The organism is Leptolyngbya sp. 7M, from assembly GCF_018128485.1.
The window spans coordinates 4,763,251-4,790,119 of record NZ_CP070897.1; the positions used below are offsets into that span (position 1 = coordinate 4,763,251).

Consider the following 26,869-nt stretch of genomic DNA (forward strand, 5'->3'; position numbering starts at 1 on the left):
CGTGGGGGCTTCGCCCCCACACCCCCTATACCTTACGTGGGTGAAAAACGCTGTAACAACCATTCAATTAACAACCCTTAGAACCGGTCATGGAAGGTCCGCTTAATCACATCCAACTGTTGCTCACGAGTCAGCTTAATAAAGTTAACCGCATAGCCAGAGACGCGAATCGTTAACTGCGGATAGAGTTCAGGATGATCCATCGCATCCAGCAGCATGTCCCGATTCAGAACATTCACATTGAGGTGATGCCCGCCGTCGTGGCAATAGCCATCCAACATTCCCACCAGATTGGTGAGCCGATCCGCCTCAGTTTTACCTAACGCTCCAGGCACAATCGAAAACGTATTCGAGATGCCGTCTTGCGCGTAGGCATAGGGGAGTTTAGCAACCGAGGCCAGCGAGGCAATCGCGCCCTTGCTATCTCGCCCATGCATGGGATTGGCTCCGGGTGCAAAGGGTTCTCCTGCCTTGCGGCCATCGGGGGTGTTACCGGTTTTCTTGCCATAGACGACGTTAGAGGTGATGGTTAACACAGACTGGGTCGGAACTGCATCTCGGTAGGTTTTATGCTGCCTCAGTTGCTTCATAAACTGCTTCACCAGATCAACCGCGATCTGATCGACTCGGTCATCATTATTACCATACTTGGGAAAATCGCCTTCAATCTGATAATCAACGACTAGCCCAGCCGGATTCCGAATCGCTTTCACGTTGGCATACTTGATCGCGGAGAGCGAATCGGCGACTACCGATAACCCAGCAATTCCACAGGCCATTGTTCGGAAGACATCGCGGTCATGTAGAGCCATTTCCAGTCGCTCATAGCAATATTTGTCATGCATGTAGTGGATTACATTCAGCGTGTTGATATAGGCTTTTGCCAGCCAAGCCATCATGCTGGTAAACTTCTGCATTACCTCAGCGTAATCCAGATATTCAGCCGTAATCGGAGCGTAGGCAGGGCCAATTTGTTCACCGGATTTTTCATCCTTGCCGCCGTTGATCGCATACAGCAAACACTTGGCTAGATTCACCCGTGCCCCAAAGAACTGCATTTGTTTGCCGTTGCTAACTGCTAAATCCACAGCCGCTGTTGCATCCGCCACGCCAAACTCGACTCGTCCCGTCCCGGCTCCACCAAAGGCAGAATCGACTGCGCCAGTGGTTGCATCATACTTGGCAACGAACGCCTTGCCCAAACTGGGGAGCGGAAACGCCCCGACCAAGCCGGAAATGTAGAGATTATTGCCATTTAACGCGAGGCTCAACCCGGCATCCAGACCGTTACGAATGGTGCCAGAGACATCCACCGTTGTGGCGATGGTTTTAATCCACTGCTGGAGACCGTCACTGTTGTATTTGGTGACGAACACATCGCTGTTGGTGGCAGAGCCAGACCCCGTTACCGTCGCACCTGTGACATAGTAATTGCCAGCGTCGTCCACCGCCACATCAAATGCCACATCAGCTCCGGGTGTATCAATCGAGCGTCGCCACAGTTGGGTGCCATCCACCGCATATTTAGCGATAAACCCATCTCCGGCAGGACCGCTGCCGGCATTGGCCACACCTGCCACATAGAGATTGCCGCTGCGATCTACTGCGGTGCCGTAGGTGTAATCGTTGCCAGAGGTGCCAAACTGTTGCAACCAACGCCGACTGAATGTATTCAACGGTGTAGTGACAGGCTGAGGCGTTGGATTGCCTGGATTATTAGGAACCGATGCTTCCAGAGGTTTAGCGGCTAGCTTGGCTCCGTAGCTGCTGCTGCCGCGGCGCTGGTGGATGCGTAGATAAAATTCACCGGCTGGCAAATCAAGGTTGAGCATGCCATCCTTGCCGTTGGCAAAGGTTTGGTTGGCAATCGGCTGAAGGAATTTCTTGATATCTCCTCGTTTGAGTGTGCTAAACGCCTTGCGGCCAATCGCTTGCAGCACTCGTTTTTTTGCACCCTTCAGCGAGAAGACCTGCACACCTATCACTCCCCCTTTGTCGGTTGCTAAGTCAAGATTGAAGGAGCTGGATCGATCAAAGCGAAAGCGAAACAAATCATCCCGATTCGCGGCTCCCAATACCCCTTTGAATGCATTGAGGCTGGTACCTAAATTTAGCGGTTTTGCGGCGGCTAACGTGCTCTTAGCAATATCTCGTGGCATGGTTCGATTGCAATGGTTGATCTAATCAACCGCAGTATTCCCAGACCAAGTCACCAAAGCACGGCCAGATCCATCAGGTTTTACCTCAGGTTTAAGAATGCTAGAACCACTTGTTGAATCTACGTAGAAACGGCAGCAGCTTTAGACTCAATTTGGTTTATCCGTTGCGATGATATGTACGTCAATATTTTTCAACAGTCGCAGCAGCTTATGAGTCAGGGATCCCCGCAGCATCAGCTTCCAGCGCGACCGTTGGCTTTCACCGATGACAATTTGGGTAATACGATAGTTGCTCGCCACCTCCGCAATCGCCTTGGCTTTGTCCTGATCTCGCACGCGAATAAACTCGCCTTCAAACTCGTGACAGAGCCGTTCACAGGTTTCGATGTGCAAACTTTCAGTCTTAGTCAGAAATCGATCTGGATCATCCACAAATAAGCAATAAAAGGGAGCGTGCATATAGCCAGCGATGCGTGCCCCGCGGCGGATCAGTTGCACCGCATTCGGATAGGTGGAAACACAAACTAAAACCCGTTCATGAATATTGCAGTAGGGGGCAGCAGGCTGGTGACTGTTGGCAGTTTCAGCGAGAGCATCTTCCTCAATGTTGTCAGCAACTTCTCGTAGGGCTAACTCCCTCAAGGCAATTAGATTGCGTCGCTGAAAGAAGTTTTGCAGCGATTGGTCTACTTTCTCTAGGGCATAGATTTTACCATCTTTTAAGCGTTCTTCAAGCGTTTCCGGTGTGACATCAATTACCACGACCTGATCGGCTTCTTCTAGCAGGTGATCGGATCACTCATCACCAATATCTACAGCGTTCACAAATTGGTTGTGAACAGGGGGGTGGGGCAGTGCCCCCACGCAGGGGTTCCACCCCTGCACCCCGTTCAGATCCTACAAAGGATTACTGTATATCAATCCCTTACCAATGAAATTCCTGCCGCCATGAACTCTAATGTTAGCCGTCCAGTACCGTCCGCCAATACTGGCTCAGCTGTTTTGAATTGGATCAGTGATACAGCCTTGTTCCTAGTGCAGCTAGAACGCCGATTTGATCCGTTTTTTCGGCCTGCGCTTGATGCGGTGCTGCGGGATCCACTTGCCAGGTTGACCACAGCCTTGATCAATCTGCAGCGGCCCAACGAAGGCTTGAAAATCGCCGAGGAAAAACTGCTGCCAGATGAAGACGCCTTCCTCGACTCGATCATCTCAACCTTTGAAAAGCAAATGCAGTTGCTCTGGAAACCAGGAGCATTTGAACGCGGCGGCAACACCAAGACTCATGGGATCGTGCGCGGCGAGTTGATTGTGCACGACGATCTGCCTGCAGAATTTCGCCACGGTATCTATGCCAAACCGCAGACCTACCGAGCCTGGGTGCGGTTTTCCGGTCCCGGTCCCTACATTACGCCGGATATTGACGATGTGGGCTTTATGAGTATCAGCATCAAGCTGATGGGGGTACCGGGTCCCAAGTTAATGGAGGACGAAAAATTTACCCAAGATCTGTTTGGCGTTTCTACACCCACCTTTGTAACGCCAGACACCAAGGCCAACGCCCAGTTGCAGCTAGCAAGCCTGAAGAATGCGCAACTTTACTATTTCATTAATCTTCATCGCCCCCATATTCTGGATCTGATCATGCAGTCGCTGTGGCTCAAAACCCAGAGCAGTCCGTTTGAAGCACCCTATTTTAGCTGCGTACCCTATCTATTAGGCGAAGGCCAAGCGATGCAGTATTCCATCTGGCCGAAATCCAACCACCGGACGCCCATTCCTCGATTGCCGTTGCGCCCACCCGATGACTACTTGCGGGATGCGATGATCGACAGACTGGCTGAAGAGGATGTTGAATTTGACATTCGCATCCAACTGCAAACCGATCCATATCTGATGCCCATTGAAAACAATGCCGTGCTTTGGCCTGAGCGACTATCACCCCGCATCTCGGTAGCGACACTACGAATTCCACGTCAGACCTTCGATTCGCCTGCCCAAATGGAATTTGCCAAGCGCCTTTCCTATAATCCCTGGCATTGCATTCCCGAGCATCGTCCCTTGGGGAATCAAAACCGAGCACGCCGGCGAATGTATAGCGAACTTTCCAGACTACGGCAAAAGATGAACACTGTGCCACATTACGAACCAACTGGAGACGAAGTGTTTGAGTAGATCAATCAAAAAACAATATGGAATAACCAAGAAAACATCCATAGGAAGGTAAAAATCAGGGCTATCAGAAAAATCTAAACCAGGTAGCAATCATGGTAAAAAAAGCCGTTTTATGTGGCATCAATAACTACAAAAGCCAGCCCGATCTGCGCGGATGTCTCAATGATGTTGAAAATATGTTTCGCTTGTTGACCGAAGCCGGTTTTCAAGAGGAGCAGATTCATCGTCTCACCAACGAACAGGTGACCAAGTCGAATATTCAGCAAGAATGGCAATGGTTAGTAGCAGGTGCCACACCAGGAGATGCGCTCGTGTTTCATTTTTCTGGGCATGGCTCCTATATTCCCGATCAGCAAGGGGATGAAATCGATCAGCTAGATGAAATCACCTGTCTGCACAACATGGATTTTTACGATCCAGAGACATTCATCCGGGATGACGAATGGAATCAAATGCTGCAGCAAGTGCCTGAAGGCGTGGTATTCACAGTCATAATGGATAATTGCCACATTCATTATTTATTGGCGTGGCGCAGAGTGCCTTTAAGCAGCAGCTTGAACAAGGTGATTTTCTGATTCGCAACTTGCTGGGAGTTGATCCGAGAACCGGAGCGATTGCGGTGGGTGATCGAATTCGTCCTGGCCAGCGGATCCAGTTTCATTTACGCGATGCAACTGCTTCGGCAGACGATCTCAGTACGCTGTTAACTCGCTATCGAATGCATTGCACTAGCACCACTTCTCCGGTTGGAGCATTGCTCTTTTCCTGCATGGGGCGGGGTGAGAGTCTCTACGAGGAGCCTAACTTTGATTCCCGATTGTTCACACAGCATGTCGGTCAGATTTCCCTTAGCGGCTTTTTCTGTAATGGCGAAATTGGTCCGGTTGGCGGTACGACATTTCTACACGGCTACACCTCTGTGTTCGGCATCTGTCGACCAGCAGAGTAAAGCAAAGTTCGAACGTTCTTCACTCAAAGACCACTGTTTCGCTGTCGGCGAGCCTCATAGAGAATGAGGGCAGCGGCTATACCAACGTTCAAGGACTCCACCCCTGCAGCCAGGGGAATTTTGACGGCGATGTCGGCAATCTCGGTGAGCTGAGGTGAGAGGCCGGCTCCTTCGTTGCCAAGCAGCACTACGGTAGGACGGGTAAAGTCAACCTGCCAGTAGGTATGTGATGCAGTGGGCAAGGTGGCTACCAATTGAATGCCTTCGGCCTGTAGTTGCTGGAGATCGGTAGCTAGGTCGGGACTCACACGCATGGGCAGGCGAAACCACTGTCCTGCCGAAGCCCGCAACACTTTCGGATGGTCGAGGTCAACGCTATCGTAGCTCAGCCATAGCCCATCGGCCCCTACCGCCGCACTGGTGCGAATCACTGTCCCTAGATTGCCCGGATCTTGCAGCGTTTCTAAGGCAACACCGAGCTGGAGTGACTGGTGATTAAACGATTGCTCAACTCGTCGGGCAGTTGCAACGACACCATCTGGATTGACAGTTGTAGCAATGGCCTGCAACACCTCTGGACTCACCAGTTCGACGCGCTGGGCCTGTTGATTCACCTGCAGCCAGAGCAATGGATGGGCCGCTTGCCAGTCCGGCGTACAACACACTGTCTCTAGGGGATAGGCAACGGCACAGGCTTCCTGCAGCAAATGGGTGCCTTCTAACAGAAACAAAGCTTGCTCGCGTCGCTCTTTAGCCCGATGCAGCTTGCGTAGCTTTTTCACTAAGGGATTCTGCAGGCTGGTTAGCATGCTGTCTGCACGTTTGCCTACCTAGACTTTCTCACTAAACTTTCTCACTAAACTTTCTCGACGCGGAACCGTTCCACCGAAGACAGCAGATCGCGAGCAACTCCTACCTGGTTTTGCAGAGAAGCAGACACCCGCTGCGCCTCTTGAGAGGTTTCTTGCGCCGTCAGCTCGACCGATTGCATCACTTGAGCTACCGTCCGCGAGGTTTCGGTCTGCTCGATCGTGTCTGCCGTAATTGACCGCACCAGCACATCGATGCGATTCGAGACCTGAATGATGTCTTCTAGCGAACGTTTGGCTTGCTCAGCTAGGCGCGTTCCTTCGATTACTTGCTGAGTCCCTTCTTCCATTGCTGTCATTACCGAGCTGGTTTCGCTCTGGATCTGTAACACAATTTGCTCAATTTCCTTAGATGCTTTCGCAGCCCGGTCAGCCAACTGGCGCACCTCATCGGCCACAATCGCAAAACCGCGTCCGGCTTCTCCGGCTCTCGCGGCTTCAATACTGGCGTTCAGGGCTAACAGATTAGTCCGGGAGGCGATTTGGGAAATCAAGGCGACAATCTTAGAAATCTCCTGCGAGGATTCGGCCAAGCGCTTCACCTTGCGAGTCGTCTCGGCCACAGTTTCGCGGATTCTGGCGCTGCTGGGGTTTGAGTCGCTCGACTACTGGAACCAAACCGTCAATGAACGGGTGCTGCAAAATGAAGTCAAGAAGCTCGACGCCGAAGGTAAACGCAAGTTAGCCGAACAGTTGCTGCGTGAGGCTGAGGCAATGCCGTCCTCGAAGGTCTTAACGAGTAGCGGAGTGTAAATTGCTGCTTAGCATGGGAGGTGAAATGCAATGCCGCTGACAACTCCTGCGGTTGCTGAGTCTGACGCTGGTTATTCTGATCTACCGGCTCCGTTGGGGCGCGTGGTGGCCGAGTACCGGGTCGAGGCGGCAACAGCAATGGCCTATCGGGTGCAGGCGGGACAGTATATCCAAATTATTGATGTGGAGGGCAGTCAGTGCTCGGATTTTTTGGCCTTTGCCGGCGAACAGTTCGAGCAGGAACTCGATGCCACCGTTACCCGCACGCTGAATGGCTTAGCAATGCCCAGAGCCGGGCTGCACGGCAAATACTTCTCCCAAACCATGCAGCCTTTGTTCGAGGTGATTCAAGACACCTGCGGACGGCACGATAATTTTTTGCTGGCCTGCACCGCCCGCTACTACGAAGATGTTGGCTATCCCGGCCATCCGAGCTGTAGCGAAAACTTCAATCAAGTCTTGCAGCCTTATGGCATTCAGCCCCGACCCGGCTGGAGCGCGGTCAATTTTTTCTACAACACTGCGGTGGACTGCGAGGGCGCCATTGTGGGTGGCGAATCTTGGTCGCGTCCGGGCGATTATGTGCTGCTGCGGGCAGGCTGCGATCTGCTGTGCGCTAGCTCCTCCTGTGCTGATGATGTAGACCCGACCAATGCCTGGAATCCGACTGCCATCCATGTGCGGATCTACGACGCCAGTGAGGAATTTCCTCAAGCCATGGGTCGCAGGGTTTCGCCTACGGCTCCGGTGCGCCTGACTCGCGACAGTGCTTTTACTCCCCGGATTCGTGAGCTGACCCAGTATTTGGTGGAGTACAACGGCTTCTGGGTGCCCAACAGCTTTGCCAACTACGGTCCTCAAGCTGAATACTGGGCACTGCGAGAACGGGCGGTGCTGCTGGATCTATCCGCTCTGCGCAAATTTGAAATTCAAGGTCCAGATGCCTATGATTTGCTGCAAATGGCCTTTTCACGAGATCTGGCGAAACTGAGCGTCGGACAGTCGGCCTATGGCTGTTTGCTCAACCCCCACGGCGGCATCATCGATGACGGAATTGTGTTTTGCTTTGGGAAAACGGCCTATCGCTATGTGGGTAACTGCGATACCGACGCAGATTGGTTGCAGCAGGTGGCGGACCAGTATGGGTTTACAGTCAGCATCGAACGAATGAGCGATCAACTGCACAATCTGGCTCTGCAAGGTCCGTTGTCGCGCGACATTCTGCGCCCACTGGTGCAGTTTGACGAGCCGTTCACCAATCTGGATCAGCTAGGCTATTTTCGGTTTGCGACGGGCACGGTGTCGGGGGAAGGGAAGACCATTCCGGTTCTGGTTTCTCGCACCGGCTACACGGGCGAACTGGGCTACGAGCTGTTCGTCCATCCGGATCGGGGTGCTGAACTGTGGGATCTGCTGATGCAGGCCGGTCAGCCCTACAACCTGCTGCCGATGGGCATGCTCGCCCTCGATTGTGCCCGCATCGAAGCTGGATTGCTAGCCGCAGGCCGAGAATTTGACGATCTAACGTCTCCCTACCAGGCCGGAATTGGCTGGGCTGTGGCGCTGAAGAAACCCGATTTTATCGGCAAGGCCGCCTTGGAACAGATCAAGCCCCATCCGCCCAAAGTTGCAGTTGGCCTCGTGTTGGCTGGGAATGAAGTGGCTGCTCACGGGCAATCAGTCTATCCAGTCGGGGAACGCTGGCGAGTCGGGGCCAACATACGAGCCACGGACTGGACGGTTTTGAGCGGGTGATCGGAAATATAGAATCCCAGCAGGTCTTTTTCCAGCTTTAGTTTTTCCTGAGGCGGATAGTCGGGGACCGGAGGCGTTTTGGGAGCGGTTTCAAAGCCGTTGGTGTCGGAGCTGGCGCTATCGCCGCTGCCAAATAAATCAAATAAGCTGCCCTGCCCAACTGCCCGGTCTCTGGCGCGGGACTGTGCCCATTCCAGCACGGGTTCTAGGTCATGCATCAACTGGTTGCGGTTGGGATCGAGGCCATCAAGGGCACCGCACTGAATCAAGGCTTCTAGGGCACGCCGGTTGACGGTGCGGGGGTCAATCCGGTCGCACAGGTCCGCTAGTGAGGTGAATTTGCCGCCGGTTTCTCGCGCTGCCAAAATATTCTCAATCGCGCCTTCACCGACGTTGCGCACTGCCGATAATCCGAACAAAATGCTGTCTTGTAAGGGCGTGAAGTCTACCCCGGAGCGGTTGATGTCGGGCGGTTCAACTTGAATGCCCATGCTCATACAGGTAGCAATGTATTTCTGCACTTTATCCTGATCGCCGCTGTTGGCCGTCAGCAAGGCCGCCATGTATTCGACTGGGTAGTTGGCTTTCAGATAAGCGGTTTGGTAAGTGACATAGCCATAGGCAGTTGAATGGGATTTGTTGAAGCAATTAGAGGCAATCAAGCCATTTCTCAAGCAGAAATTATGGTCTTGTTTAACTCCGATGTCATAAACGGATTGAACACCGACTGAGCGACGACTGATAATCTTAACCACGTTTGTAGCTCCTCAAAAGAATCTCACGGTATTCCATCCCTCGATTGAAAGCTGCCAAAATCTCCTGCTTTTGTTCTGGCTTTAACTGGCCGTAGCGGATACCCATTGCTCTAACCTTGTCACCTGTGCAAGCTCTAATCCTCGTTCAAAAATCTCATCAATTGGCAGCATCTCGCCCCCCTTAGTCATGAACTTATGATCTTTGGTAGAACGGATAATCGAACCATCTTCTAAAATATATTCAAACACCTCCTGTTGTCCGCGATCATGCCACTGAGCAATTGGCTGAATATAAATACATCCATTGCTGTCTATACTATAGACGCTGCACATCATCTGATTTTCGACAATCTCGCCAATTGGCAAAGCACCATACTCTACCGTTAAAATCTCAGTATCGTAACTCAGGCAGTACTCTGCGAATTGCACCATTTGTTCCCATAAAGCTTCTGCAATTTTTGGCTTAACGCCATTTTTAGTTGCTCCACTCACAAAAATTTCCTGGTGTTTTTGCATTTCCGATGGTTTCTTCTTACCCATAGCCCGCCTGAGTAAATCGGCTTGACCAAGAGAATAGCCTGCCATGTCCTGAGCAATTTTCATAATTTGCTCTTGGTACACCATTATTCCGTAAGTTTCTTGCAAAATTGGTTTCAGAATATCATCTTCATAAGTAATTTGTTCACGACCATGTTTTCGATTAATAAACTTGGGAATCAATCCTGCATCTAAGGGACCAGGTCGATACAGCGCCAGCACTGATGAAATGTCTTCTAAACCGGACGGCTTCAACTCCCGCACAATTTGCCGCATCCCGGATGATTCAAGCTGGAAGATACCTTCGAGTTCGCCTCTGGCCAGCAGTTCATAGGACTTGGGATCGTCTAACGGCAGTCGATCTAAATCCAGCTTGACTTGATGAGTTTGGGCCACCAGGTCCACGGTTTTCTGGATCATCGTCAGGTTTTTCAGTCCCAAAAAGTCCATCTTCAGCAAACCCAGCGATTCGATGTCCTCCATAAAGTACTGGGTAAACACCGCTCCGTCCGCGTTGCGCTGCAAAGGAACTACCTCATCCAATGGCTGTCCGGCTGACAGTATCGGTAACTTGAGCGACAGGCCAGGGTAAAGATTAAGCTGTTGATGCAGCTCTGCCATTGGGTCTACAAATAACCAATCTGCCGGAAACCCGGTGTAGGTGCAGAATCGCTCTCCTGAGGCGCGGTCGCCAATCCCAACCGCCCGGATTGCTATTCCAGCCGCCTGAAGCCGCTTGGCTTCTCGTTGCAGCCACCAGGCATATTCCAGACTGTCAAAGTCGCCTAATTGGGACCACAGTAGCATTAGTTGGCGAGGAGCCGTTTCACAGCCGCTCAGAATTGGGACAGTAGCTCCATCACTGATGCGTTGACGCTGAGTTTGACTAAGCAGGGTATATATCGTCATCACATTCCAGAAGGTCTTATCACTTCATCGCTATGTTCTCCCACTCATACCTTCCGATCAAGCCACTCAAAACTAAGATAGCGCGATCCCACAATCTCCTTTAGCGCCTCAAGCAGGGACTACTGCTGTTTTTAGGAATACATACCATACTGTATGGTATGCTAATTTCATATAGCTCATTAAAGGAGAAAACATATGAACGGATTTCTTCTAGCCGCCGCTGTTGTATCCCTTCTTACTTTCTTGGTCCACCTATTTTGGGGAGGCTATGACATTATCAATCCACTGCTTAAAGCTTCAGATCTTCAGGACATGCCGAAACTCACAGCCTATTACGGTTGGCACATTGTAACGCTTGTACTGCTTGCAATGACCTGCGCTTATGCTTATGTTGCTTTCGTACAGCCTGATGTTCCTCTCACAGTGATGCTGACCAGCATAGCTGCTGCTTGTACGCTCCTCAGCGTTGTACTGATCGTGACACGCCAATTGCAACCGCTTGATTATCCCCAATGGGCATTCTTTCTTCCGATTGCCTTGTTTGGAGCGTTAGGGTTGATCTTAGGATGAAAACAATAGAACGATTAACTCGCAACGCTTGGTTCGAGATTGGCTTGCAACTTCTAGCGGCTGAGGGGGAAAAAGCTCTAACTATCGATCGCCTGTGTCAAACTGCTGAGCGAACCAAAGGCTCTTTCTATCACCACTTCAAAAGCCATGATGAGTTTGTAACGGCTCTGCTTGCGTACTGGCAATTCGAGTACACCAACCGCATCATCGCAAGAGTTGAGCAACTTGAAGATCTCAGCGATCGCCGGCGGGAGTTAGATCGCCTCGCGGCAAGCGTAGACAGTCGGCTTGAACGGGCAATTCGCAGATGGTCAGGTGTGGATGAACGAGTGCAGCTCACGCTGAAGCAGGTGGATGAGCAAAGAATCCAGTACCTAGCGAAATTGATTTGTGAGTTGGGACAATCGGATGAGGAAACTGCTCATGAACTAGCCGTGATTGAATATGCTGCTTTTGTAGGGTTTCAGCAGCTATTTCCAGAGGCTGAATCGCAGTGGATAGAACGACTTATTCATCGGGTTACTCAACTGATTTCCTCAGGAAAATAGACTGTTAACCCGGCGCAGTGAACGCAATACCGGTTCTTTATTCACGGCAAAGCCTATAAATATGGGAATCAGCAGCTACTCTAGCGGCTCCACCTGCTTCGCAACATTGCGATGCTCTAGCCAATAGGTCAAGCCAACCCAGCCGATTAGCAACGCCAGCACCACAAAGGCCGACTGAGCCACCCAGGCCACAAGTTGCTCTAACGGCACGAGCTGACCGGCAAAATAGGCCGCACTCACGGTTGCCGAAGCCCAAAGGCCAGCCCCTAAAAGGTTACAGAGCAAAAAATTGAAATAGGGCATCCGGACTGTACCGGCCAAAGGCCCAGCAAAGATGCGCAGCAGGGCCACGAAGCGTCCCAGGATCACCGCTTTGGGTGCATTCTCGGCAAATCGATCGCGCACTGGTGTTAACGTTCTGATTTGCCGAATCAGCGTCCGTCCGTCTCCATCAGGCAGCACAATATTACTGATCAAAACATCGCTTTGCTGGCGTTCCAAAATCTCTAACGCTTCACGGACTGAGGCCACAGCAACCACCTCGGCACCACCATCTATTATCAGAATATCGCTGAGCAACTGTCTGGCTGATGGATCATCCTCCACAAGCAGAATCCGTAATCCTGCTAGTGCAGGTGCGTTTGCAGTAGGTTGGAGGTTAACAGGTGAAGGATCTGAGGTTAGATCTGAGGTTAGATCTGAGGTTAGATCTGGGGGTAACTCATTGGGCAACTCGTTGTTCTGATTGCAGTTCATAAAGCCATCTGCACTAGATTTGCACTGGAACACACTATTCAGAGATACGACTCCAGAACACGATCCTGGAACGCACTCTAATTTATCAAGCTGTTGATTAAACGAACTTGATTAAACGAACTTGATTATTTAGTTAACCTAATTTCAACGTTTGCGCCAGGTGGATGACTACCCTCACTTCACGGGTGAACCTTTAGAGGAGACAAACCAATTACCAGTAGTGACCAGCGATCAACCCAATGATTGAGCAAACCGATAGCGCAGACCATTAATTCCTCAGCAGGTCAAATGCCTCATCTTTGATAGTTGATTTTGCCCATTTACCTGATCAGCTCTCTTTGTATAACTGGTTTGAGATTGAATCAGCTTATCCCCAGACACGTTCATTATAAAATCTAGGTTAAATTAAAAAATTAGTTCCTCACTAAGGTCCAGAACTATTTGAAAGATATTCAATAATTGTTGAATTTGGTGTACTCAAAAGGAGCAATTAGTAGCGTCTAAGATCATTTTACGGACGCGCTCGGCTGGTACTCTTTCACTTCAATTGGCAGTATCACCGTGAATGTAGAACCAGTCCCAACCTGAGATGCCAACTGGATCTCGCCCTGCATTAGCTTCACGAGCCGAGCCACAATCGCCAGCCCTAAGCCTGTACTGTCTGAATTGCTAAACGAATCGGGAGGGCGGAGCTGTACAAACGGATCAAAAATATGTGTCTGTTCTTCTGGTGCAATGCCAATTCCCGTATCAATTACAGCAACTTCCCATTTTTCCTGATCGAGGGTACGAGCCTGAATGGTAATGTTGCCCGTTAGCGTATAGCGCACTGCATTACTCGCCAGATTGATCAAAATTTGCTGCAAGCGCAACGGATCCACCACCACCTGGGATGGAGCCAGGTTATAGTCCACCACCAATGTCAAGCCACGAGCATCAGCCAGGGGTTGAATTACCTCAACCACAGAGCGAATCACCGAACCCACTTCGGTTGATACTAATTGCAGCGGCATCCGGCCAGCCTCACAGCGCGACAGCTCCAGCGCATCGTTGATCAAACGCAACAACTGCCGACCATTGCGCAACACTCGCTCAATATGCTCTAAGCTGGGGACCGTATCCCTAGTTTGAGCTTGGCGCTGCTGCCGCAAGAACAGCTCAGAGTAGCCAATGATTGAATTCAAAGGGGTTTTTAGCTCATGGGTCAGTATCGACAAGTTATCTTGGTTGGCTCTTGCTAAGCGAGTCAGCTCCTGATTGGTCAATGCTAGCTGGGATTGAAGCTGTTCAAGTTCCTGCAACCGTTCCTGCACGTAGCTTTTGAAACATTGAGCGATAGCTGCATCTACTACTGCATTAATTAATGTCATAGCCCGAAACAATTCTTCCGGGCTGCCTTGCAACAAATCTTGCCGCAGGTTCGCTGAAATAGTAGAGCGTAGCAAATGATACTCACGAGCAATTTCGGTAGGATCAAAACCTTGTTCAGCTCGTAATGCTCCATGCTGTAAACTGGCAACTGCCAATGTTTCTAGGTCCGGCTGGCTTTCTGTTAAGTTGGGTGGCAGGCTTTGTAGATACCTCGGCGTTCATCATTTTATTCGGTATCTTCACGGCCCATGTCACGGGTAATATCGCCTTAGCTGGGTCTTCCTTCGTCAGTTCAGACGAAAAAACCACCATTACTCGGCTGTTGATGTTGCCGACATTTGTTGTGGCGGTTGCTTTGACTTCTCTGTTAGCCCGTTATGCGCGGCACAAAAAATGGCCGGTGTTTGCGGTGCTGCTAACGGCAGAAGCGGTTGCTTTGACTGGATTCTTAATCATTGGAACTAGCCTTTCACCTGCCCTGATGTTGGATGTACAGGAAGAGTATATCCTCCCGATTGGGATGGCTGGTGTGGTAGCAATGGCGATCCAAAATGGATTGATGAAAGAAGCAAAAGGAGTATTTAAGAGCTACATTCCGACAACGGTGATGACTGGAAATACAACCCAGCTCACCATTGATATGGTGCAGTATTTGCTGGCTAAATTATCGCCAGCGTCAAACCCGACTGCCCAGCTAGAGGCTGAGGAAGCTCTAGAGCGCATGAGTCGCGTGTTTCCAGTAATCACTGGGTTCGCCCTGGGTGGTTTAGGTGCAGCCTATCTTATTCTGTTAGCGGAAACCTGGTGGAGCTTAGTTTTACCGCTAGCCATTATTTCAATTCTAGCGGTGGCTGCCTATGTGGAATTTAATCGTACCTCGACCCAAGCGGAAGCAGAGTCTTCCGTAGAGGCACAAATGGCAGTAGCAGTAGAGGCAACCGCCGTCGAACGCCCTAGTGATGACAGCGCCCTATTTCGTTCTGAAGTTTGATCGTTGAGGCTGTAGTAATAGCTGATTGGTCATCTTACCCCTAGACTTAGATCATATTTGCCCTGGAGGAAATTCACAATGAAGCGTAAATTACTGTCGGTTTTTGCCTGCTTAGTAGTTTTATTGAATCTACTAATAGCCCAGCCAGTCCAGGCCCAGCCATTCATTCAAATCTCGTTGCCAGGTCTGTCCAATCTAGGCTTCTCGAAAGCTGAACTGACCCCAGAGCAAAAGGCGATGATCGAACAGCTAGAGGATGAAATTGTGCCTCAGCTAGAAACTATCCTGACCCCAGAGCAGCGGGACCAGTTTATCTCGGCGATTGGTGAAGGCAAAAGCTTTCGCAAAGCCTTCAAGTCCATTACTCTGACTCCCACACAGAAAAGTCAGCTTGCCTCGGTGATGAAATCTATTCCCAAGGCTGATTTCTTCGCTACACTGACGCCCGAACAGAAGAAGGGCTTCTTCATGAAGAAGAAAGATATGTTCATACCAACGGCGGAAGAAATTACCGAGAAGATCAATGCCGGTATGAAGAAGAAAGATATGTTTGCACCAACCGCAGAAGAGCTGAGTGAAAAGATTGGGGCAGGACTCGATAAGAAGAAGATGTATATGCCTTCAGTTGAGGAAATTGGCGAAAAGATCAAAGCCAAGATGAATGCCATCATGCCAGAAGATTAAGTGTCCAGCACCAAACAAACCGGTGAGAAGGCGAATTTCGGTTCGCCTTTTTTAGGATGTAGCCGTTGCCACCACAGTTAGGACAAAGTGTTGTGGGTGTGATTCAAACGCCCACAACACTGCTCTATCTCTTCTGGCAAACACTATATCTGCATAAAGAAAATCACCATCATGATCAGGGCCAGCAATACGATAGCGGCTCCTAATAAATCAGTTTTCACCAAAGAGCGGCGAAAGGCAGGGCGCAACCAGAAACCCATCAGCCGCGTCACGATTGGCATCACGACCCAAGTCAAGCAGGAAGAAGTAATTAGGTTATTTACCAGCATCGAGGCAGCAGGCGGCCAAAACTGCATGATCCCCAACGCTGCCACAAAATGCCGGTCGGGGACAGGCATCGACTCTGCGCGTCCAGGCAGAGCTTCTTCAGGGGTGGGAATGGTTAGCTTTTTACCAAATCCAAACAGGACCATAATGAAAACCTAGCTTTCTGAAAATCTTTACGCTTCTTAACTTCCATCATAGATCGGCAAACCTAGCTCCACCTGAGAGCCACCTGAGAAATTGCCGATCGGTTTGCGGACGGTTTGCCAGAAGTCTTCTGCCATGTTTTCCTGACCAGAAATCTGACCTTCTGCTGACTTCGACTGACTGACACCGGCAAATCGCCCGATTAGGATGGATGTATTCCGAAATAAGTGAATGGGTGGATGAGTGGACGGGTGGATATCCATGCAGATAGGCCCACAAACCAGCGTGAAATTCACTTGAAGTTATCAGTAAATTTACAAAACATTGGTGTAGATCTCCGCAGATACAAACCAGGACTGCATCACTAACATGCAGGGTTTGCTTCAAGATTTTGTTTCATCATATCATCAGGACTCGGCAACTATGACTACCAGAACTTCCCCCTGCGTTCGCAACCTATATCTACCAATTTTCGCTAGCCTGTTTACAGCCATAATTACCCAGCTATTTATAGCCGCACCTGCTCAAGCAATCTGCGAATACCAAGGCCAAACCTACGAAACGGGCGACACGGTTGGACCTTATGTCTGCATGCCCGATGGTAGCTGGCAGCCCCAATAGGTAGCTCAACCAATAGCTCAACCAATAGCTCAACCATTTTGGATTTGTTTTGGGACCATTGCCCTATCTCAAGGAGACCGATCGTGTCCTACGAAGAAAGCCCCAGCCTTAACCCCCAGCCCCCCTACGTCACTGAATCTAGCGAACGCCCATTCCCTGAATCAGAACTACGAGACCGGTTAGGAGAACCGTCCGTTGCCCCTACTGCTGCAACCGAGCCTCCAAAGGCTAAAGTTGCGGTTTTTCCGGCCTTGCCTGTCCAAACGACACAGCAACGAATCCATTTGCCTCAGCGGTTCTGGAGTTGGGTTGGACTCAAAGATAAAACCCTCTTTGATTTGCTGCAACTGCTCGGTGCCTCGATTGCTGTGCCTGTGTTTCTGGCGTTGCTCACCTACCAGCAGGCCAAAACCGCGGACGATCGGCAGCGTCATGAGATGATGTCGAACTATTTTGACGAAATGACCGAGCTGATGTTGAACAAAAACCTGGGTGAATCAGGACAAGACTCTAAAGTGCAGTCGATGGCGCCGGCTAGAACCCTGAGTACGCTACGGCAGCTCGATGGAGAACGCAAAGGTCAATTGCTCAAGTTTTTGTACGAATCGAATTTGATTGGACAGTGCAAGTTGAGTGCTAAACCAGGGCAGCCTACGGCATGCCAAGACCCGGTGCTGGATCTGAATGGCGCGCGCCTGAACCAAACCACATTTGATCAACCGGTTCCCCTGCCGGGGATCAACCTCACCGCTGCCTTTTTGCCGGGTGCTCAGTTGCCGAAATTCGATTTGTCGCGGGCGCAGCTCCCAAACGCCAACCTGGAAGGTGCAAATTTAACTGAAGCGATTCTGGATCAAGCCCAAATGGTGAAAGTACAGCTAGTGAATGCGGTACTAAAGGATGCCAATCTCCATAAAGCCACCCTAAACGGCGCTTTCATGAGAAAAGCCGACCTGAGTGGTGCCACCTTGACGGAAGCGAAGCTAGACAAAGCCGACCTCCAAGAAGCCAACCTCAGTAACGCTAGCTTGGTCAAGGCGATTCTGACCAAGGCGATTCTGAAGAATGCCAACCTGAACAACGCCGATCTGGCAGATGCGAATCTGAAGGAAGCCAAACTGACGGGTGCCGATCTAACGGGTGCCAATCTGGAAAACGCGGGAAGCTGAATCAATAAAGCATCGCCCTCCATGCCGCGCATTTTTTGATCCGAAATGATCAGAGGAATTTGTTTGCCTTCCGCAACTAATTCTGCACAGAGTAACAGTGCATCTTCACCGCTACTGGTTAGCTCAATATCATAATCTTTGCCAAAATTGCGCCTGAGCTGTTGCCCTAAACTTCTGAGAATTGTCCATTCATCATCTACACAAACAATTGCCGCTCGTATCATCGATATCAATCCAGTGCCGTACTAATCACCTGCTGTAACTCTGCCTCGGTCCAAGGTTTGTGGAGACAGGCATAGAGATTTGCTTCTCGTCTCGCTCGCTCAATTGCGGCTTCGTCAGCTTGCCCCGTCAACATCACGGTAACAATTTTAGGAAAGCGCTGATGCACTTGAGTCAAAAATTCATCGCCTTTGATCCCAGGCATCAACCAATCCGAGACAATGATCAAAATTTTGATCTCTTCGTTGATTAATTCATCGATCACGATCCAGGCTTCTTCAGCATTTTGAGCAACCTCATAGATATAGCGATTGCCAAAGCAGCGTTTCAGCTGTTCTTTCAGGCATTTCAAAATAGTGACTTCGTCGTCTACACAAAGAATTGCTGCATCGGACATGATTCAGTATCTCCTAATTCATTGCTTAGTTTTCTCCACGTTGAACCGCTCCAATCGGCAGCCAAACCTTGAATTGAGTGCGTCCAGGCTGGCTTTCTACCGCAATATAGCCCTGATGTTTCTCAACAATCTTTTGACTGATATACAGTCCTAGCCCGCTGCCTTCTCCTGCGGCCTTGGTGGTAAAAAAGGCGTCAAACATCCTCTGCTGCACCTCTGGAGAAATTCCAGAACCTGTATCTGTAATACTGACTTCCACTCCGTCATCCTGTTGACGAGTTGTCAGCATCAGCTTTCCCTTTGACTGCATCGCCTGAATAGCGTTATGAATCAGGTTAGTCCAGACCTGAATCAGCTCATCTGGATAACCCCAGATTGCGGGAATAGGTTGATAGTCGCGAATTAGTTCGATATTGCGCTTCAGCTGGTTGTGATAGATCTCGATTACCGTTTCTAATCCATCTGTGACTTCCACGCGCTGCTTTTTCCCAGTTTGGTCAAACCGAGCATAGCTCTTCAAGGCAAAAACGATCTTGGCAGAACGATCAACAGCTCGTAGAATCATTTGGTTATTAATAAACGAACAGGTCAGGTTATAGGCAAACTGCACCGCCCATTCACCCTGGTCACCTTTTAAGAGAGGTGCTAAAAACTCAATTTGTTCATAGATGCCCATGTCCATGAGTAGATCAGCAGTGTCTCTGGCATTTTCAAGTCCATACTCCTGAAGCTGAGCCGTGAGTTTGCGCTTCAGCGCCCGGTTTTCAGTGGATGCAATCAGGGGTTGACTATTGAGTGCTCGCTGGACCAACTCAAAGAAGCTCACCTGTTCTGTATCGTTTAACCGTTGGTGTAGATAAGGCAGTTCGACCAACGCTTCCTGTAGTGCTTTATGAGTGTTGTCAGCAGACGCTTTGATAGTACCCAAAGGATTATTGATCTCGTGCGCCACTCCAGCAATTAACTGCCCCAAGGCTGCCATCTTTTCCTGCTGAATGAGCTGGCTTTGCGTTTGCTGCAGATCCTGTAAGGCAGTTTCGAGAGCTTGATTTTTGGCCCACAACTTGTTGCTGAATCGGTGAAACAAACTTCCAATAATTGCAGCAGACAAAATCAACGATGCACTGGTGCCAAAATCGGCAATTCTACGTGTCTGTTCCTTTTGCTCTATAAATCTTTTTTCTAGAATTGCAACTTCAGCGTATAGATCATCGTAGATTTTATCAATGCCGTCTGCATCAATATCGATTGCCTTTGGCTTGGATTACTTTTGCTTATCTCGGCGGTCGTTGTCGCGGCGGTGATCTCGTTCTTCATTCATAAACGAATTAGCGGCCGACGGCTCCCAAATGCTGCTTCGAGGTATATTAAAGTTGATGCAGTGTACCAAGCGCTGATGAAGGAAGATTACTGGCGTACAACGTTCATAATTTTCTTACTTCGTGTTTCGGTGATAATGCCCTTCGCATTCACCAATTTTCTGCTTGCCTCGGCCCGCGTCCGCCTTAGCTCATACGTGATCGGAACATTTACCGGAATGCTTCCGCGTTCAGCGGCGATGGCATTTGCGGGGGCCGGGCTTTCGCAGCTCGATCCGCAAAGCTCGCGCGATATGGTTGCTTTGTTCATTGGCCTTGCGGCAACGATCGGGGTTATTGTTTTGATCGCGCGATTCAGTAGGGTAGCTCTCAAACGTATGACCAACGGCGAATCCGAGGCGGAAGCAGCGATCTGTACCGAAAGCTGAAAAGCCTCAAATCGTTCTCCTGAGAATAATTCGAAAAATTGCAGAAAAACGAGCTGAATTGCGTTATTATTTTAGGCAGAAAGTTTACGCAACCTTTCTGCTCGGATTTCGTGAAAGATTAACGTACCGGCTAACCTGTGGGCCACAACAACAAAAATATGAAACGTGCATTGTTGATCCGATATTTGCTCACGCTTTTCGTCCTTGTCTCACTTGCATCTCCGACGGCGGTTATCGCGGCGGGTGAAGGTAAGAAATATTTCAAGATCGGCCTAAAGCATGAAGCTGCTGAAGAATGGGACAAGGCAGTGGAGGCATTCACCATTGCGGTGAAAGATAATCCGCGCAATCCGGAATATCGTCTTCATCTGCGGCGTGCGTTGTTCAATGCCTCGCAGCAATATATGAAGCTTGGCCGCGCTGCCGCCGATGAGAAGGATTACGCGTCCGCATATACATTTTTCAGAAAGGCATTTGCGTTCGATCCGGTCAATGAGCTAGCCAAATCGGAGATGGCCCGAATGGTCCGTCTTCAGGAGGAATTGAAGTCGGGCAAGCGTCCGGAGCCGACCACAGCGGACGGAATCCGACTCGTACAGACCTCTTTCGGAATGCAGCCGGAAGGATTTAGAATACCGCAAAAGTTAGAAACCCTCCGCGACTTGCCTTTTCCAAGCGGCATTCCGCTTCAAACTATTGTTAAGGATCTAGCTCGTTCGCTGGATCTCAATGTGCTTTTCGATGTTGAATCGCGACTTGAGAATCGCAGTGTTCGTATCGAGCTTCGACAAGTAACGGCGGCAAAGGCTCTGGATTATATCTTTCTTCAAGAAAATCTCTTTTTTCAACGTGTCGGCCCACGGACGATCTTGGTTGCGAGCGGGAACCGGAGACAGAATTTTCAGCAACTCGTACTTCGTACTTTCTATCTGGCAAACGCAAATCCTAAAGACGTAAAGACCGTCATCCAAACGGCGATCCCGCCCCAGCCGGGACGTTCGCAAACGATAGTACTTGAAGACGCAGCAACAAACAGTGTAACTGTCCGTGATACGGAAGAGAACGTTCGCTTGATCGGACGCCTAATTAGCTCGCTTGATAAGGACAGAGCTGAGGTTGTGATGGATGTTGCTATCTATGAGGTTTCCAAATCTGATCTTATGAAACTCGGAAATCAACTCGGTTCTGAAACACAGCTTTCAAATCTGGGTGGTGTTGGTCTTCCGTATGTTCTAGGCGGATCGACCCAGCCTATAACCAGCGGTCTGCCATTCCCGAATTTCGATGTTGCGAGCGTTGCTATCGGACTGCCTTTAAGCACACTCGCCGCTTTTCAGAGCAAAGGGAATACGAAACTGCTTGCATCGACCCAGATTCACGCGTTCAAGACTTATCTGAACTGTTGGGCACAACCCGCGTCACCGTGACTCGCGCCCTGATTCAACTAGAGCAGCAAGGCTTTATTCAGCGCCTCTCATTACAACGAATTGTGTTACAGCAAGCTGAATACTGGCACTACGAGATTTAATTTGCTGTATTATATTTCATCCGGAACTTTTAACTCATACAAAGTCATAAACCAATTCACAAATCTTTGAGCATTAGGATGCTGTGGATTCAGGAGACGTTCCATAATTGCTTGATGAAGTTGTCGTCCCGGAGGATTCTGCCAAGCCAACCAGGTGTATATGTTTGCTTTATCAAGATGAGAATCTGTAAACACTGCGCCCCTACTTTTTGCTCCTTGAACTGTTTCCTGAGCAAACTGCCAAAGCACTTCATTACCTACTGGGATCATATATGCCAAGAAGGTTTCTAACATACCACGCATTTTATTATCAGGCATAATCCAAATCCCCAATCTAATTCCATCCTCTGTGGTATGTATTAAACCATCCTCTGGCAAAGAGATTGGAATGTCAGGGATACTTTTCAAAATGGCACTTCTAATGCTTTGCCAACGCCCTAAAGGATTTTCATCAGCATCAATCATGATTCCAAGTGCAGAAAGTCCAGAAGCTTGCAATTCAGTAGAAATCACATCTGGATCGACTAAATTTTGATAACCGTCGTAATTGCGGATATACACAGTTGGGTTATTCCGGGTTCCCCAATTTATACCATTTGCTTCAATTAACTCTGGTATTACACGAGCATCTTGCTTTCCCTCTACAAGAAGAACCTTGGGATAAATATCAGCCATTCTCTACCGCACCTCAATTCCCCGTTCAGCCGCAATCACAACTTGCCGCTCAGTGAAGACGACGCTCCTTGATTTACCTTTTTCAATTCTTTGAATTGTAATACCCTCCTCGCTGGGACCTACAGCACTTGCAATTTCAGCCAGGCTTGTCCAGCAATCACTGCTATGGGTTGTAGCGAAAACTTGAACATTGAGTCGCTTAGCAGTTTCCCATATCAGTCTCCACATATTAGACATTGCGCTGAAATGAAGTCCTGTATCAATTTCATCAACGAGTAGAACACCGTCTCTTGCATTCACAATTGCCAGCGTCAATCCCAAAATTCGCCGCATACCATCTCCCATACTGCCTAGTGGAATACGTTGGGTACTACCCTTTAGGCGTACAACTAACCCTCCTGGGGATGTCAATGATATATATCGTCCAGGACCAACTGACGCTATACGCTCAACAAGGGGTTCAATAGTTCTCAGTGATTCAATCACAAAATCCTCTTCTGGTGTCAGAACAATCTGATCAAACAGTGCAAGCATATCTTTGTTGGTCAGCGAAGATGTGGTTACATATTGCGTTCTAACCCCCAAGTTTTTTGATTCTCCAGGAATACGAAGAATATTTGCAGGCAAACCTTGATTTGCAGATAGAGGAACCTGAATAGTTTTATTTTCTCGCTTTAAGTAATTAATAACTAGTGCTAAAGGGCCAGAATTCTCAAATTCAGTAAGATGATCATTATTTTCAATCGATACAACAATCTCTTCAGCATCAACACCATTAAAACCAAATATCGAAAATTTGCTACCTATGTGAATATCATGTCCATAGAATAGGTGTCGTATGTCTAGCTCTCGATTACTGACATTTTCATCAACCCAGACATACTCATTACGATTGAGCATCATTTCTGGTAACACTTCAAACGTGGCCTGAGAGCAAAGAAGCAGTATTGCTTCTAGAATTGATGTTTTACCACTATTATTAGTACCGACAAGCAAATTAACTCTGCCAAGCTGCTGAAGCTCGAATGCTTGAAAACAACGAAAATTCTCAATCTTTAATGTCGAATAAGACAAGCAACTATGTAGAGATAATTGAGACAATGCTCAAGTTGCAATTTTAGAAATAGAAAGGCAAACTGCATTGACACCTCGGATAGTCGTTTAGAACTCAAGCCGTCGCATTTTTAGAAGGCTTCTATAAAAGCGAACCCTCATCCGGCAGCTTGGATGGTTGATTTCGTTCGGCTAATTACGGAACTGTCTCACGCACAAATTCTCAAACCCGCTTGACACCCCCCACGGCTTCATAGTCGTTCCCAATCACCCGCCGCCGACAACCTCGAATTCCCAACAGATACCCTCTCGGCGGTCGGGGTGCATTGGGGTTGTTATGCTGCGTTGCGATATTTCCCTTTACTTGACCAAATGCTCTATAATCACTGTTTTCAGGTAGATTGAGCAAAGTCTGAATATAGGTTGACATGACCGCAAAATGCGAGAGTAGCTTATGGAGCATAACGACCAGCAGAAAGTGTGACTGAAGAATTGTCGGGTTGAAGACTGTGCTAAGTTCTGAGTTTTCTCTTTATACTTAATCCCTTGTAAAGCACACAGCCAATAAAAAACAGTCCAACATACCCTACAATTGGGTAAAGCACTCCAACAAGTTCACTAAAAGAAAACATACTAATAATAAAAGTCATCATTGCAATTCCAATTGCAATCAATGCATTGCCTCTTCTTCCCCCAAAGTGAAAACGGCTACAGACGGACCACATCATCGCAGAACATGAGGAAAAGATACCTAAAATCAAAGTGATTGAAAATATTGCTCCTAGAATATAAGAAATCTTCCTTGCAAGGTACAAAACAGGAATATCAAGCCCTGCAATGGTATCCCCGTTCAACAAAATCGCCGTGCTCATAATTGTGATTGATAGCATCAGTAGAACGACTCCAAGTAGCGTTCCGTATTTTAGATCTTCCTTTGATTTTGCAGTTACACCAATCTGAGTAAAATATGTGCTGCCTGGGAAAAAATTGAGTCCAAGATACAAAAAAGCACTTAAAAACCATGATGGGGCAGACTGATATGGCAATAAGGTTTCTCCATATGTTGGAATATCGTTGAAATAATCAAAATCACTGATAAGAGTAATTATCCCAACAAGTATTGAAAAAACAATTATGATAGGTCCAATTGGAGCAATAATTCTTACTAGCCTTTCGAATCCAATAAGATATGCAATAAGCATCAGAATTGCCATGATTGCTGAACCAATATATTTATTCAGTCCATAATATTCATAAAGAGTTGCACCGGCTCCAGACACTAAAACCGGCATCAAAAGGATAAGTGTTCCAGTGATCAAAAACGTATAAGAAGTTCCGAGTTTGTTTCCACAAAAATATTTAAAGTGATTAAAGTTTTTAATGTCCCTATTTTCAAAGCCAGTTCGCATTAAAAGATATCCTAAGATTAAAAATCCAATGAAATTAATGACTATAATTCCAAAACTGAAATATCCATAACTTGAAAAGAATTGAAGGATCTCTTGTCCGGTAGCAAAGCCTGAGCCGATCACCCAGGCAATAAGAGCGCCAGATGTTCTAATTAATGATTTTTTATCGAATACTTCTTTTTCCATTGCTTTTAATTCGTACTAGCTCTTTTTGGTGGCAGCATCGCTCGGCATCACCTGCCGTCTCAGGCGATTCGATTTACATGACGGCTTTCGTGGCGGCGGTCGGATGCATTCTATGGCAAAGACATTGCCAGTGCGGTCAAGGGCTAAGAAATCTGGCGATTATACATCTCGCAGGCTTGACAGGTTCGGGCTACTTGCTTTCTACGGCCAGTTTGACGCCCAGCAGGATGAGGAGACCACCAGCCACCCTGTCCATCCAATGACCGACTCGACGGTAACCGCGCACTACTACTGTTGTCAGAATTGATGCCGAATCGCGAAGGCCAGCGCAGAGAACACAAGGCGACGCACCGTCGAACCCTCTCGAGGATTTCTTCCGACAACTCCCGCAGCAAAGAGGACAGCGGCCGCCGGTAGAACGAGGAATGGGCTCCGGCGTTCTGGTAAGCGCGGACGGCACCATTCTGACAAATGCCCACGTGATCGATGGTGCAGACCGTATCACGGTTCAGATGAACGATAACAAAACGTTCGAGGCAAAGGTCGTGGGAGCAGACAAGCCCAGCGATCTTGCCGTACTGAAGATCGAAGCCCAAAATATGCCATTTCTGACCCTTGGCAATTCTGATAACGTCCGCGTCGGAGACATCGTGCTTGCGATCGGCAATCCGCTCGGCATCGGCCAAACGGTTACGGCAGGTATTATTTCAGCAAAAGGTCGTCGCACCGGACTGAGCTACGGCGGGCAAGATTCGTTTGAAGACTTTCTGCAAACCGATGCTCCGATAAACCGTGGAAATTCGGGCGGCGCTTTGGTAAGCCTTAATGCCGAACTGATAGGCATCAATTCACAGATACTCGCCGGTGGACCTTCGGGCGGAAATATTGGTATCGGCTTCGCCATCCCTTCCAATATGGCTCGGTCCGTTATGGAGCAATTGCTCAGGGATGGCCGCGTCCGCCGAGGAATGCTTGGCGTAAACATCCAGAATATTACGGAAGAAACGGCTCAGGCTCTTGATCTAAAGGAACGCTCCGGCGTGATCGTTAGTAACGTAAGACCGGGCAGCGCCGCCGAAAAGGCTGGCGTAAAACGCGGAGACATCATTACCGCAATAAATGGCGAAAAGATCGATGATGGGAATGTACTGAGAAACAAGGTTGCCGGTACTCTTCCGGGAACGGAGATCAAACTCACCGTCCAACGTGATGGAAACCCGTTGGAGCTCACGGTAACCCTTGACGAGTTTGACACGGACCGATCAGCTACAAGCGCAGAACCAGGAGCGGCTCCGAATTCGGCTTCTCCGACCGGCGGCAAGTTGGGGTTGACGCTCCAGCCGGTAACTCCGCAGGTTGTAAAAGAATTGGGGCTTACGAACGAGAAAGAAGGTGTTATAGTTACCGGAGTAGATGAAGGAGGTCCCGGAGCCGAGGCCGGGATACAGCGGGGAGATGTGATCCTCGAAATAAATCGGCGATCAATATCAACAGCAGAAGATGTTCTTTCTGTGGTCGAGAGTTCGGGTTCGCGCCCTATACTTCTGTTGATAAATCGTCGCGGCCAAACGGCATTTATCACTATTCGCCCAAGATGATCGCAGAGCAGA

The 26,869-nt window shown here is 48.9% G+C and carries 32 protein-coding genes; 16 read left to right on the plus strand and 16 right to left on the minus strand.

Features of this window, described 5'->3' with window-relative positions:
- Positions 1 to 77: 77 nt before the first annotated feature.
- The gene (locus tag JVX88_RS42270) at positions 78 to 2,159 is read right to left on the minus strand and encodes a pyruvate formate lyase family protein (RefSeq protein WP_211621141.1); all 2,082 of its coding nucleotides are present in this window, start codon (positions 2,157 to 2,159) and stop codon (positions 78 to 80) included.
- Positions 2,160 to 2,306: 147 nt separating this feature from the next.
- Positions 2,307 to 2,945 (minus strand): universal stress protein, encoded by a 639-nt coding sequence (locus tag JVX88_RS24555; RefSeq protein ID WP_263975628.1) that lies wholly within the window; start codon positions 2,943 to 2,945, stop codon positions 2,307 to 2,309.
- Between the two features lie 162 nt (positions 2,946 to 3,107).
- Between JVX88_RS24555 and JVX88_RS24560 the strand changes: the two genes are divergently transcribed.
- The 3 genes from JVX88_RS24560 to JVX88_RS24570 all read left to right on the plus strand — a co-directional run bounded on the left by JVX88_RS24560 (position 3,108) and on the right by JVX88_RS24570 (position 5,283).
- Positions 3,108 to 4,334: a catalase family protein gene (locus JVX88_RS24560; protein ID WP_211621143.1), complete on the plus strand. Its 1,227-nt coding sequence runs from the start codon at positions 3,108 to 3,110 to the stop codon at positions 4,332 to 4,334.
- 92 nt (positions 4,335 to 4,426) lie between these two features.
- Positions 4,427 to 4,909: a caspase family protein gene (locus JVX88_RS24565; RefSeq protein ID WP_211621145.1), complete on the plus strand. Its 483-nt coding sequence runs from the start codon at positions 4,427 to 4,429 to the stop codon at positions 4,907 to 4,909.
- The gene (locus tag JVX88_RS24570; protein ID WP_317134429.1) at positions 4,861 to 5,283 is read left to right on the plus strand and encodes an FIST C-terminal domain-containing protein; all 423 of its coding nucleotides are present in this window, start codon (positions 4,861 to 4,863) and stop codon (positions 5,281 to 5,283) included. The genes JVX88_RS24565 and JVX88_RS24570 overlap by 49 nt, the downstream gene beginning before the upstream one ends.
- Before the next feature lie 23 nt (positions 5,284 to 5,306).
- Here the strand turns inward: JVX88_RS24570 and JVX88_RS24575 are convergent, their stop codons facing one another.
- Entirely contained in the window at positions 5,307 to 6,065 is a 759-nt protein-coding gene (locus JVX88_RS24575) for an RNA methyltransferase (RefSeq protein WP_317134430.1), read from the minus strand.
- A gap of 74 nt (positions 6,066 to 6,139) precedes the next feature.
- Positions 6,140 to 6,715 (minus strand): methyl-accepting chemotaxis protein, encoded by a 576-nt coding sequence (locus JVX88_RS24580; protein ID WP_317134431.1) that lies wholly within the window; start codon positions 6,713 to 6,715, stop codon positions 6,140 to 6,142.
- Between JVX88_RS24580 and JVX88_RS24585 the strand changes: the two genes are divergently transcribed.
- Together JVX88_RS24585 and JVX88_RS24590 are read left to right on the plus strand one after the other, a co-directional pair.
- Positions 6,696 to 6,905, plus strand: a complete 210-nt coding sequence (locus JVX88_RS24585) for a hypothetical protein (RefSeq protein WP_211621151.1) — start codon at positions 6,696 to 6,698, stop codon at positions 6,903 to 6,905. The two genes, JVX88_RS24580 and JVX88_RS24585, sit on opposite strands and share 20 nt — an antisense overlap.
- Positions 6,906 to 6,935: 30 nt before the next feature.
- Positions 6,936 to 8,660, plus strand: a complete 1,725-nt coding sequence (locus JVX88_RS24590; protein WP_211621152.1) for a DUF1989 domain-containing protein — start codon at positions 6,936 to 6,938, stop codon at positions 8,658 to 8,660.
- Here the strand turns inward: JVX88_RS24590 and JVX88_RS24595 are convergent.
- Together JVX88_RS24595 and JVX88_RS24600 are read right to left on the minus strand one after the other, a co-directional pair.
- On the minus strand, positions 8,588 to 9,415 hold the full coding sequence (locus JVX88_RS24595; RefSeq protein WP_211621154.1) for a hypothetical protein: 828 nt from the start codon (positions 9,413 to 9,415) through the stop codon (positions 8,588 to 8,590). The genes JVX88_RS24590 and JVX88_RS24595 overlap by 73 nt on opposite strands.
- A gap of 81 nt (positions 9,416 to 9,496) precedes the next feature.
- Positions 9,497 to 10,861, minus strand: coding sequence for an AhpC/TSA family protein (locus tag JVX88_RS24600; RefSeq protein WP_211621156.1), 1,365 nt, complete (start codon positions 10,859 to 10,861; stop codon positions 9,497 to 9,499).
- Positions 10,862 to 11,056: 195 nt separating this feature from the next.
- On the opposite strand from JVX88_RS24600, the gene JVX88_RS24605 reads away from it, so the two are divergent.
- Positions 11,057 to 11,431: a hypothetical protein gene (locus JVX88_RS24605; protein WP_211621158.1), complete on the plus strand. Its 375-nt coding sequence runs from the start codon at positions 11,057 to 11,059 to the stop codon at positions 11,429 to 11,431.
- Positions 11,428 to 11,979 carry a TetR/AcrR family transcriptional regulator gene (locus JVX88_RS24610; protein ID WP_211621160.1) on the plus strand — a complete coding sequence of 184 codons (552 nt, stop codon included), beginning with the start codon at positions 11,428 to 11,430 and terminating at the stop codon, positions 11,977 to 11,979. Before JVX88_RS24605 ends, JVX88_RS24610 begins: the two co-directional genes overlap by 4 nt.
- 75 nt (positions 11,980 to 12,054) lie before the next feature.
- Here the strand turns inward: JVX88_RS24610 and JVX88_RS24615 are convergent, their stop codons facing one another.
- Positions 12,055 to 12,735: a response regulator gene (locus JVX88_RS24615; RefSeq protein WP_211621163.1), complete on the minus strand. Its 681-nt coding sequence runs from the start codon at positions 12,733 to 12,735 to the stop codon at positions 12,055 to 12,057.
- Positions 12,736 to 13,241: 506 nt separating this feature from the next.
- On the minus strand, positions 13,242 to 14,261 hold the full coding sequence (locus tag JVX88_RS24620; protein WP_263975237.1) for a sensor histidine kinase: 1,020 nt from the start codon (positions 14,259 to 14,261) through the stop codon (positions 13,242 to 13,244).
- On the opposite strand from JVX88_RS24620, the gene JVX88_RS24625 reads away from it, so the two are divergent.
- The gene (locus JVX88_RS24625) at positions 14,261 to 15,097 is read left to right on the plus strand and encodes a YoaK family protein (RefSeq protein ID WP_225931163.1); all 837 of its coding nucleotides are present in this window, start codon (positions 14,261 to 14,263) and stop codon (positions 15,095 to 15,097) included. The two genes, JVX88_RS24620 and JVX88_RS24625, sit on opposite strands and share 1 nt — an antisense overlap.
- 78 nt (positions 15,098 to 15,175) lie before the next feature.
- The gene (locus tag JVX88_RS24630) at positions 15,176 to 15,781 is read left to right on the plus strand and encodes a hypothetical protein (protein ID WP_211621167.1); all 606 of its coding nucleotides are present in this window, start codon (positions 15,176 to 15,178) and stop codon (positions 15,779 to 15,781) included.
- Positions 15,782 to 15,924: 143 nt separating this feature from the next.
- Here JVX88_RS24630 and JVX88_RS43275 read toward each other — a convergent pair whose 3' ends face one another.
- Both JVX88_RS43275 and JVX88_RS24640 read right to left on the minus strand, forming a co-directional pair.
- Positions 15,925 to 16,254 (minus strand): hypothetical protein, encoded by a 330-nt coding sequence (locus JVX88_RS43275; protein ID WP_317134432.1) that lies wholly within the window; start codon positions 16,252 to 16,254, stop codon positions 15,925 to 15,927.
- Between the two features lie 36 nt (positions 16,255 to 16,290).
- The gene (locus JVX88_RS24640) at positions 16,291 to 16,515 is read right to left on the minus strand and encodes a hypothetical protein (RefSeq protein WP_211621169.1); all 225 of its coding nucleotides are present in this window, start codon (positions 16,513 to 16,515) and stop codon (positions 16,291 to 16,293) included.
- A gap of 160 nt (positions 16,516 to 16,675) precedes the next feature.
- Between JVX88_RS24640 and JVX88_RS24645 the strand changes: the two genes are divergently transcribed.
- Both JVX88_RS24645 and JVX88_RS24650 read left to right on the plus strand, forming a co-directional pair.
- The gene (locus tag JVX88_RS24645; protein ID WP_211621171.1) at positions 16,676 to 16,873 is read left to right on the plus strand and encodes a hypothetical protein; all 198 of its coding nucleotides are present in this window, start codon (positions 16,676 to 16,678) and stop codon (positions 16,871 to 16,873) included.
- A gap of 83 nt (positions 16,874 to 16,956) precedes the next feature.
- Positions 16,957 to 18,042: a pentapeptide repeat-containing protein gene (locus tag JVX88_RS24650; protein WP_211621173.1), complete on the plus strand. Its 1,086-nt coding sequence runs from the start codon at positions 16,957 to 16,959 to the stop codon at positions 18,040 to 18,042.
- A gap of 229 nt (positions 18,043 to 18,271) precedes the next feature.
- Here the strand turns inward: JVX88_RS24650 and JVX88_RS24655 are convergent, their stop codons facing one another.
- Together JVX88_RS24655 and JVX88_RS24660 are read right to left on the minus strand one after the other, a co-directional pair.
- Positions 18,272 to 18,661 carry a response regulator gene (locus JVX88_RS24655; protein WP_211621175.1) on the minus strand — a complete coding sequence of 130 codons (390 nt, stop codon included), beginning with the start codon at positions 18,659 to 18,661 and terminating at the stop codon, positions 18,272 to 18,274.
- A 25-nt stretch (positions 18,662 to 18,686) separates the two neighbouring features.
- Entirely contained in the window at positions 18,687 to 19,724 is a 1,038-nt protein-coding gene (locus tag JVX88_RS24660) for a sensor histidine kinase (protein WP_225931164.1), read from the minus strand.
- Between the two features lie 180 nt (positions 19,725 to 19,904).
- On the opposite strand from JVX88_RS24660, the gene JVX88_RS24665 reads away from it, so the two are divergent.
- From JVX88_RS24665 to JVX88_RS39045, 3 genes are all read left to right on the plus strand, one after another.
- Positions 19,905 to 20,408: a VTT domain-containing protein gene (locus JVX88_RS24665; protein WP_225931711.1), complete on the plus strand. Its 504-nt coding sequence runs from the start codon at positions 19,905 to 19,907 to the stop codon at positions 20,406 to 20,408.
- 158 nt (positions 20,409 to 20,566) lie between these two features.
- Entirely contained in the window at positions 20,567 to 21,835 is a 1,269-nt protein-coding gene (locus JVX88_RS43280) for a secretin N-terminal domain-containing protein (protein WP_263975238.1), read from the plus strand.
- The gene (locus tag JVX88_RS39045; protein WP_263975239.1) at positions 21,811 to 21,936 is read left to right on the plus strand and encodes a helix-turn-helix domain-containing protein; all 126 of its coding nucleotides are present in this window, start codon (positions 21,811 to 21,813) and stop codon (positions 21,934 to 21,936) included. Before JVX88_RS43280 ends, JVX88_RS39045 begins: the two co-directional genes overlap by 25 nt.
- Before the next feature lie 9 nt (positions 21,937 to 21,945).
- On the opposite strand, the gene JVX88_RS24675 is transcribed toward JVX88_RS39045, so the two are convergent.
- The 4 genes from JVX88_RS24675 to JVX88_RS24690 form a co-directional block, all read right to left on the minus strand.
- Positions 21,946 to 22,611, minus strand: coding sequence for a DUF3226 domain-containing protein (locus JVX88_RS24675; RefSeq protein ID WP_211621178.1), 666 nt, complete (start codon positions 22,609 to 22,611; stop codon positions 21,946 to 21,948).
- A gap of 3 nt (positions 22,612 to 22,614) precedes the next feature.
- Complete coding sequence (locus tag JVX88_RS24680; RefSeq protein WP_225931165.1) at positions 22,615 to 23,712, minus strand: AAA family ATPase; 1,098 nt, start codon at positions 23,710 to 23,712, stop codon at positions 22,615 to 22,617.
- Positions 23,713 to 23,887: 175 nt separating this feature from the next.
- Complete coding sequence (locus JVX88_RS24685) at positions 23,888 to 24,094, minus strand: hypothetical protein (RefSeq protein WP_211621180.1); 207 nt, start codon at positions 24,092 to 24,094, stop codon at positions 23,888 to 23,890.
- A gap of 82 nt (positions 24,095 to 24,176) precedes the next feature.
- Positions 24,177 to 25,259, minus strand: a complete 1,083-nt coding sequence (locus JVX88_RS24690; RefSeq protein WP_211621182.1) for a hypothetical protein — start codon at positions 25,257 to 25,259, stop codon at positions 24,177 to 24,179.
- A 28-nt stretch (positions 25,260 to 25,287) separates the two neighbouring features.
- Here JVX88_RS24690 and JVX88_RS24695 point away from each other — a divergent pair, with 28 nt between their 5' ends.
- A complete protein-coding gene (locus tag JVX88_RS24695; protein WP_211621185.1) occupies positions 25,288 to 25,566 on the plus strand; it encodes a hypothetical protein in 279 nt (92 codons plus the stop codon).
- Positions 25,562 to 26,857 carry a Do family serine endopeptidase gene (locus tag JVX88_RS24700; RefSeq protein ID WP_211628853.1) on the plus strand — a complete coding sequence of 432 codons (1,296 nt, stop codon included), beginning with the start codon at positions 25,562 to 25,564 and terminating at the stop codon, positions 26,855 to 26,857. Before JVX88_RS24695 ends, JVX88_RS24700 begins: the two co-directional genes overlap by 5 nt.
- Positions 26,858 to 26,869: the final 12 nt, after the last annotated feature.

Coding starts and splice junctions, on each gene's coding strand:
- JVX88_RS42270 (WP_211621141.1), bottom strand. CDS start 2,159: ATGCCACGAGATATTGCTAAGAGCACGTTAGCCGCCGCAAAACCGCTA.
- JVX88_RS24560 (WP_211621143.1), top strand. CDS start 3,108: ATGAACTCTAATGTTAGCCGTCCAGTACCGTCCGCCAATACTGGCTCA.
- JVX88_RS24565 (WP_211621145.1), top strand. CDS start 4,427: ATGGTAAAAAAAGCCGTTTTATGTGGCATCAATAACTACAAAAGCCAG.
- JVX88_RS24590 (WP_211621152.1), top strand. CDS start 6,936: ATGCCGCTGACAACTCCTGCGGTTGCTGAGTCTGACGCTGGTTATTCT.
- JVX88_RS24600 (WP_211621156.1), bottom strand. CDS start 10,861: ATGACGATATATACCCTGCTTAGTCAAACTCAGCGTCAACGCATCAGT.
- JVX88_RS24605 (WP_211621158.1), top strand. CDS start 11,057: ATGAACGGATTTCTTCTAGCCGCCGCTGTTGTATCCCTTCTTACTTTC.
- JVX88_RS24610 (WP_211621160.1), top strand. CDS start 11,428: ATGAAAACAATAGAACGATTAACTCGCAACGCTTGGTTCGAGATTGGC.
- JVX88_RS24615 (WP_211621163.1), bottom strand. CDS start 12,735: ATGAACTGCAATCAGAACAACGAGTTGCCCAATGAGTTACCCCCAGAT.
- JVX88_RS24625 (WP_225931163.1), top strand. CDS start 14,261: ATGTTTCTAGGTCCGGCTGGCTTTCTGTTAAGTTGGGTGGCAGGCTTT.
- JVX88_RS24630 (WP_211621167.1), top strand. CDS start 15,176: ATGAAGCGTAAATTACTGTCGGTTTTTGCCTGCTTAGTAGTTTTATTG.
- JVX88_RS43275 (WP_317134432.1), bottom strand. CDS start 16,254: ATGGTCCTGTTTGGATTTGGTAAAAAGCTAACCATTCCCACCCCTGAA.
- JVX88_RS24640 (WP_211621169.1), bottom strand. CDS start 16,515: ATGGATATCCACCCGTCCACTCATCCACCCATTCACTTATTTCGGAAT.
- JVX88_RS24645 (WP_211621171.1), top strand. CDS start 16,676: ATGACTACCAGAACTTCCCCCTGCGTTCGCAACCTATATCTACCAATT.
- JVX88_RS24655 (WP_211621175.1), bottom strand. CDS start 18,661: ATGTCCGATGCAGCAATTCTTTGTGTAGACGACGAAGTCACTATTTTG.
- JVX88_RS43280 (WP_263975238.1), top strand. CDS start 20,567: ATGAAACGTGCATTGTTGATCCGATATTTGCTCACGCTTTTCGTCCTT.
- JVX88_RS24675 (WP_211621178.1), bottom strand. CDS start 22,611: ATGGCTGATATTTATCCCAAGGTTCTTCTTGTAGAGGGAAAGCAAGAT.
- JVX88_RS24685 (WP_211621180.1), bottom strand. CDS start 24,094: ATGTCAACCTATATTCAGACTTTGCTCAATCTACCTGAAAACAGTGAT.
- JVX88_RS24690 (WP_211621182.1), bottom strand. CDS start 25,259: ATGGAAAAAGAAGTATTCGATAAAAAATCATTAATTAGAACATCTGGC.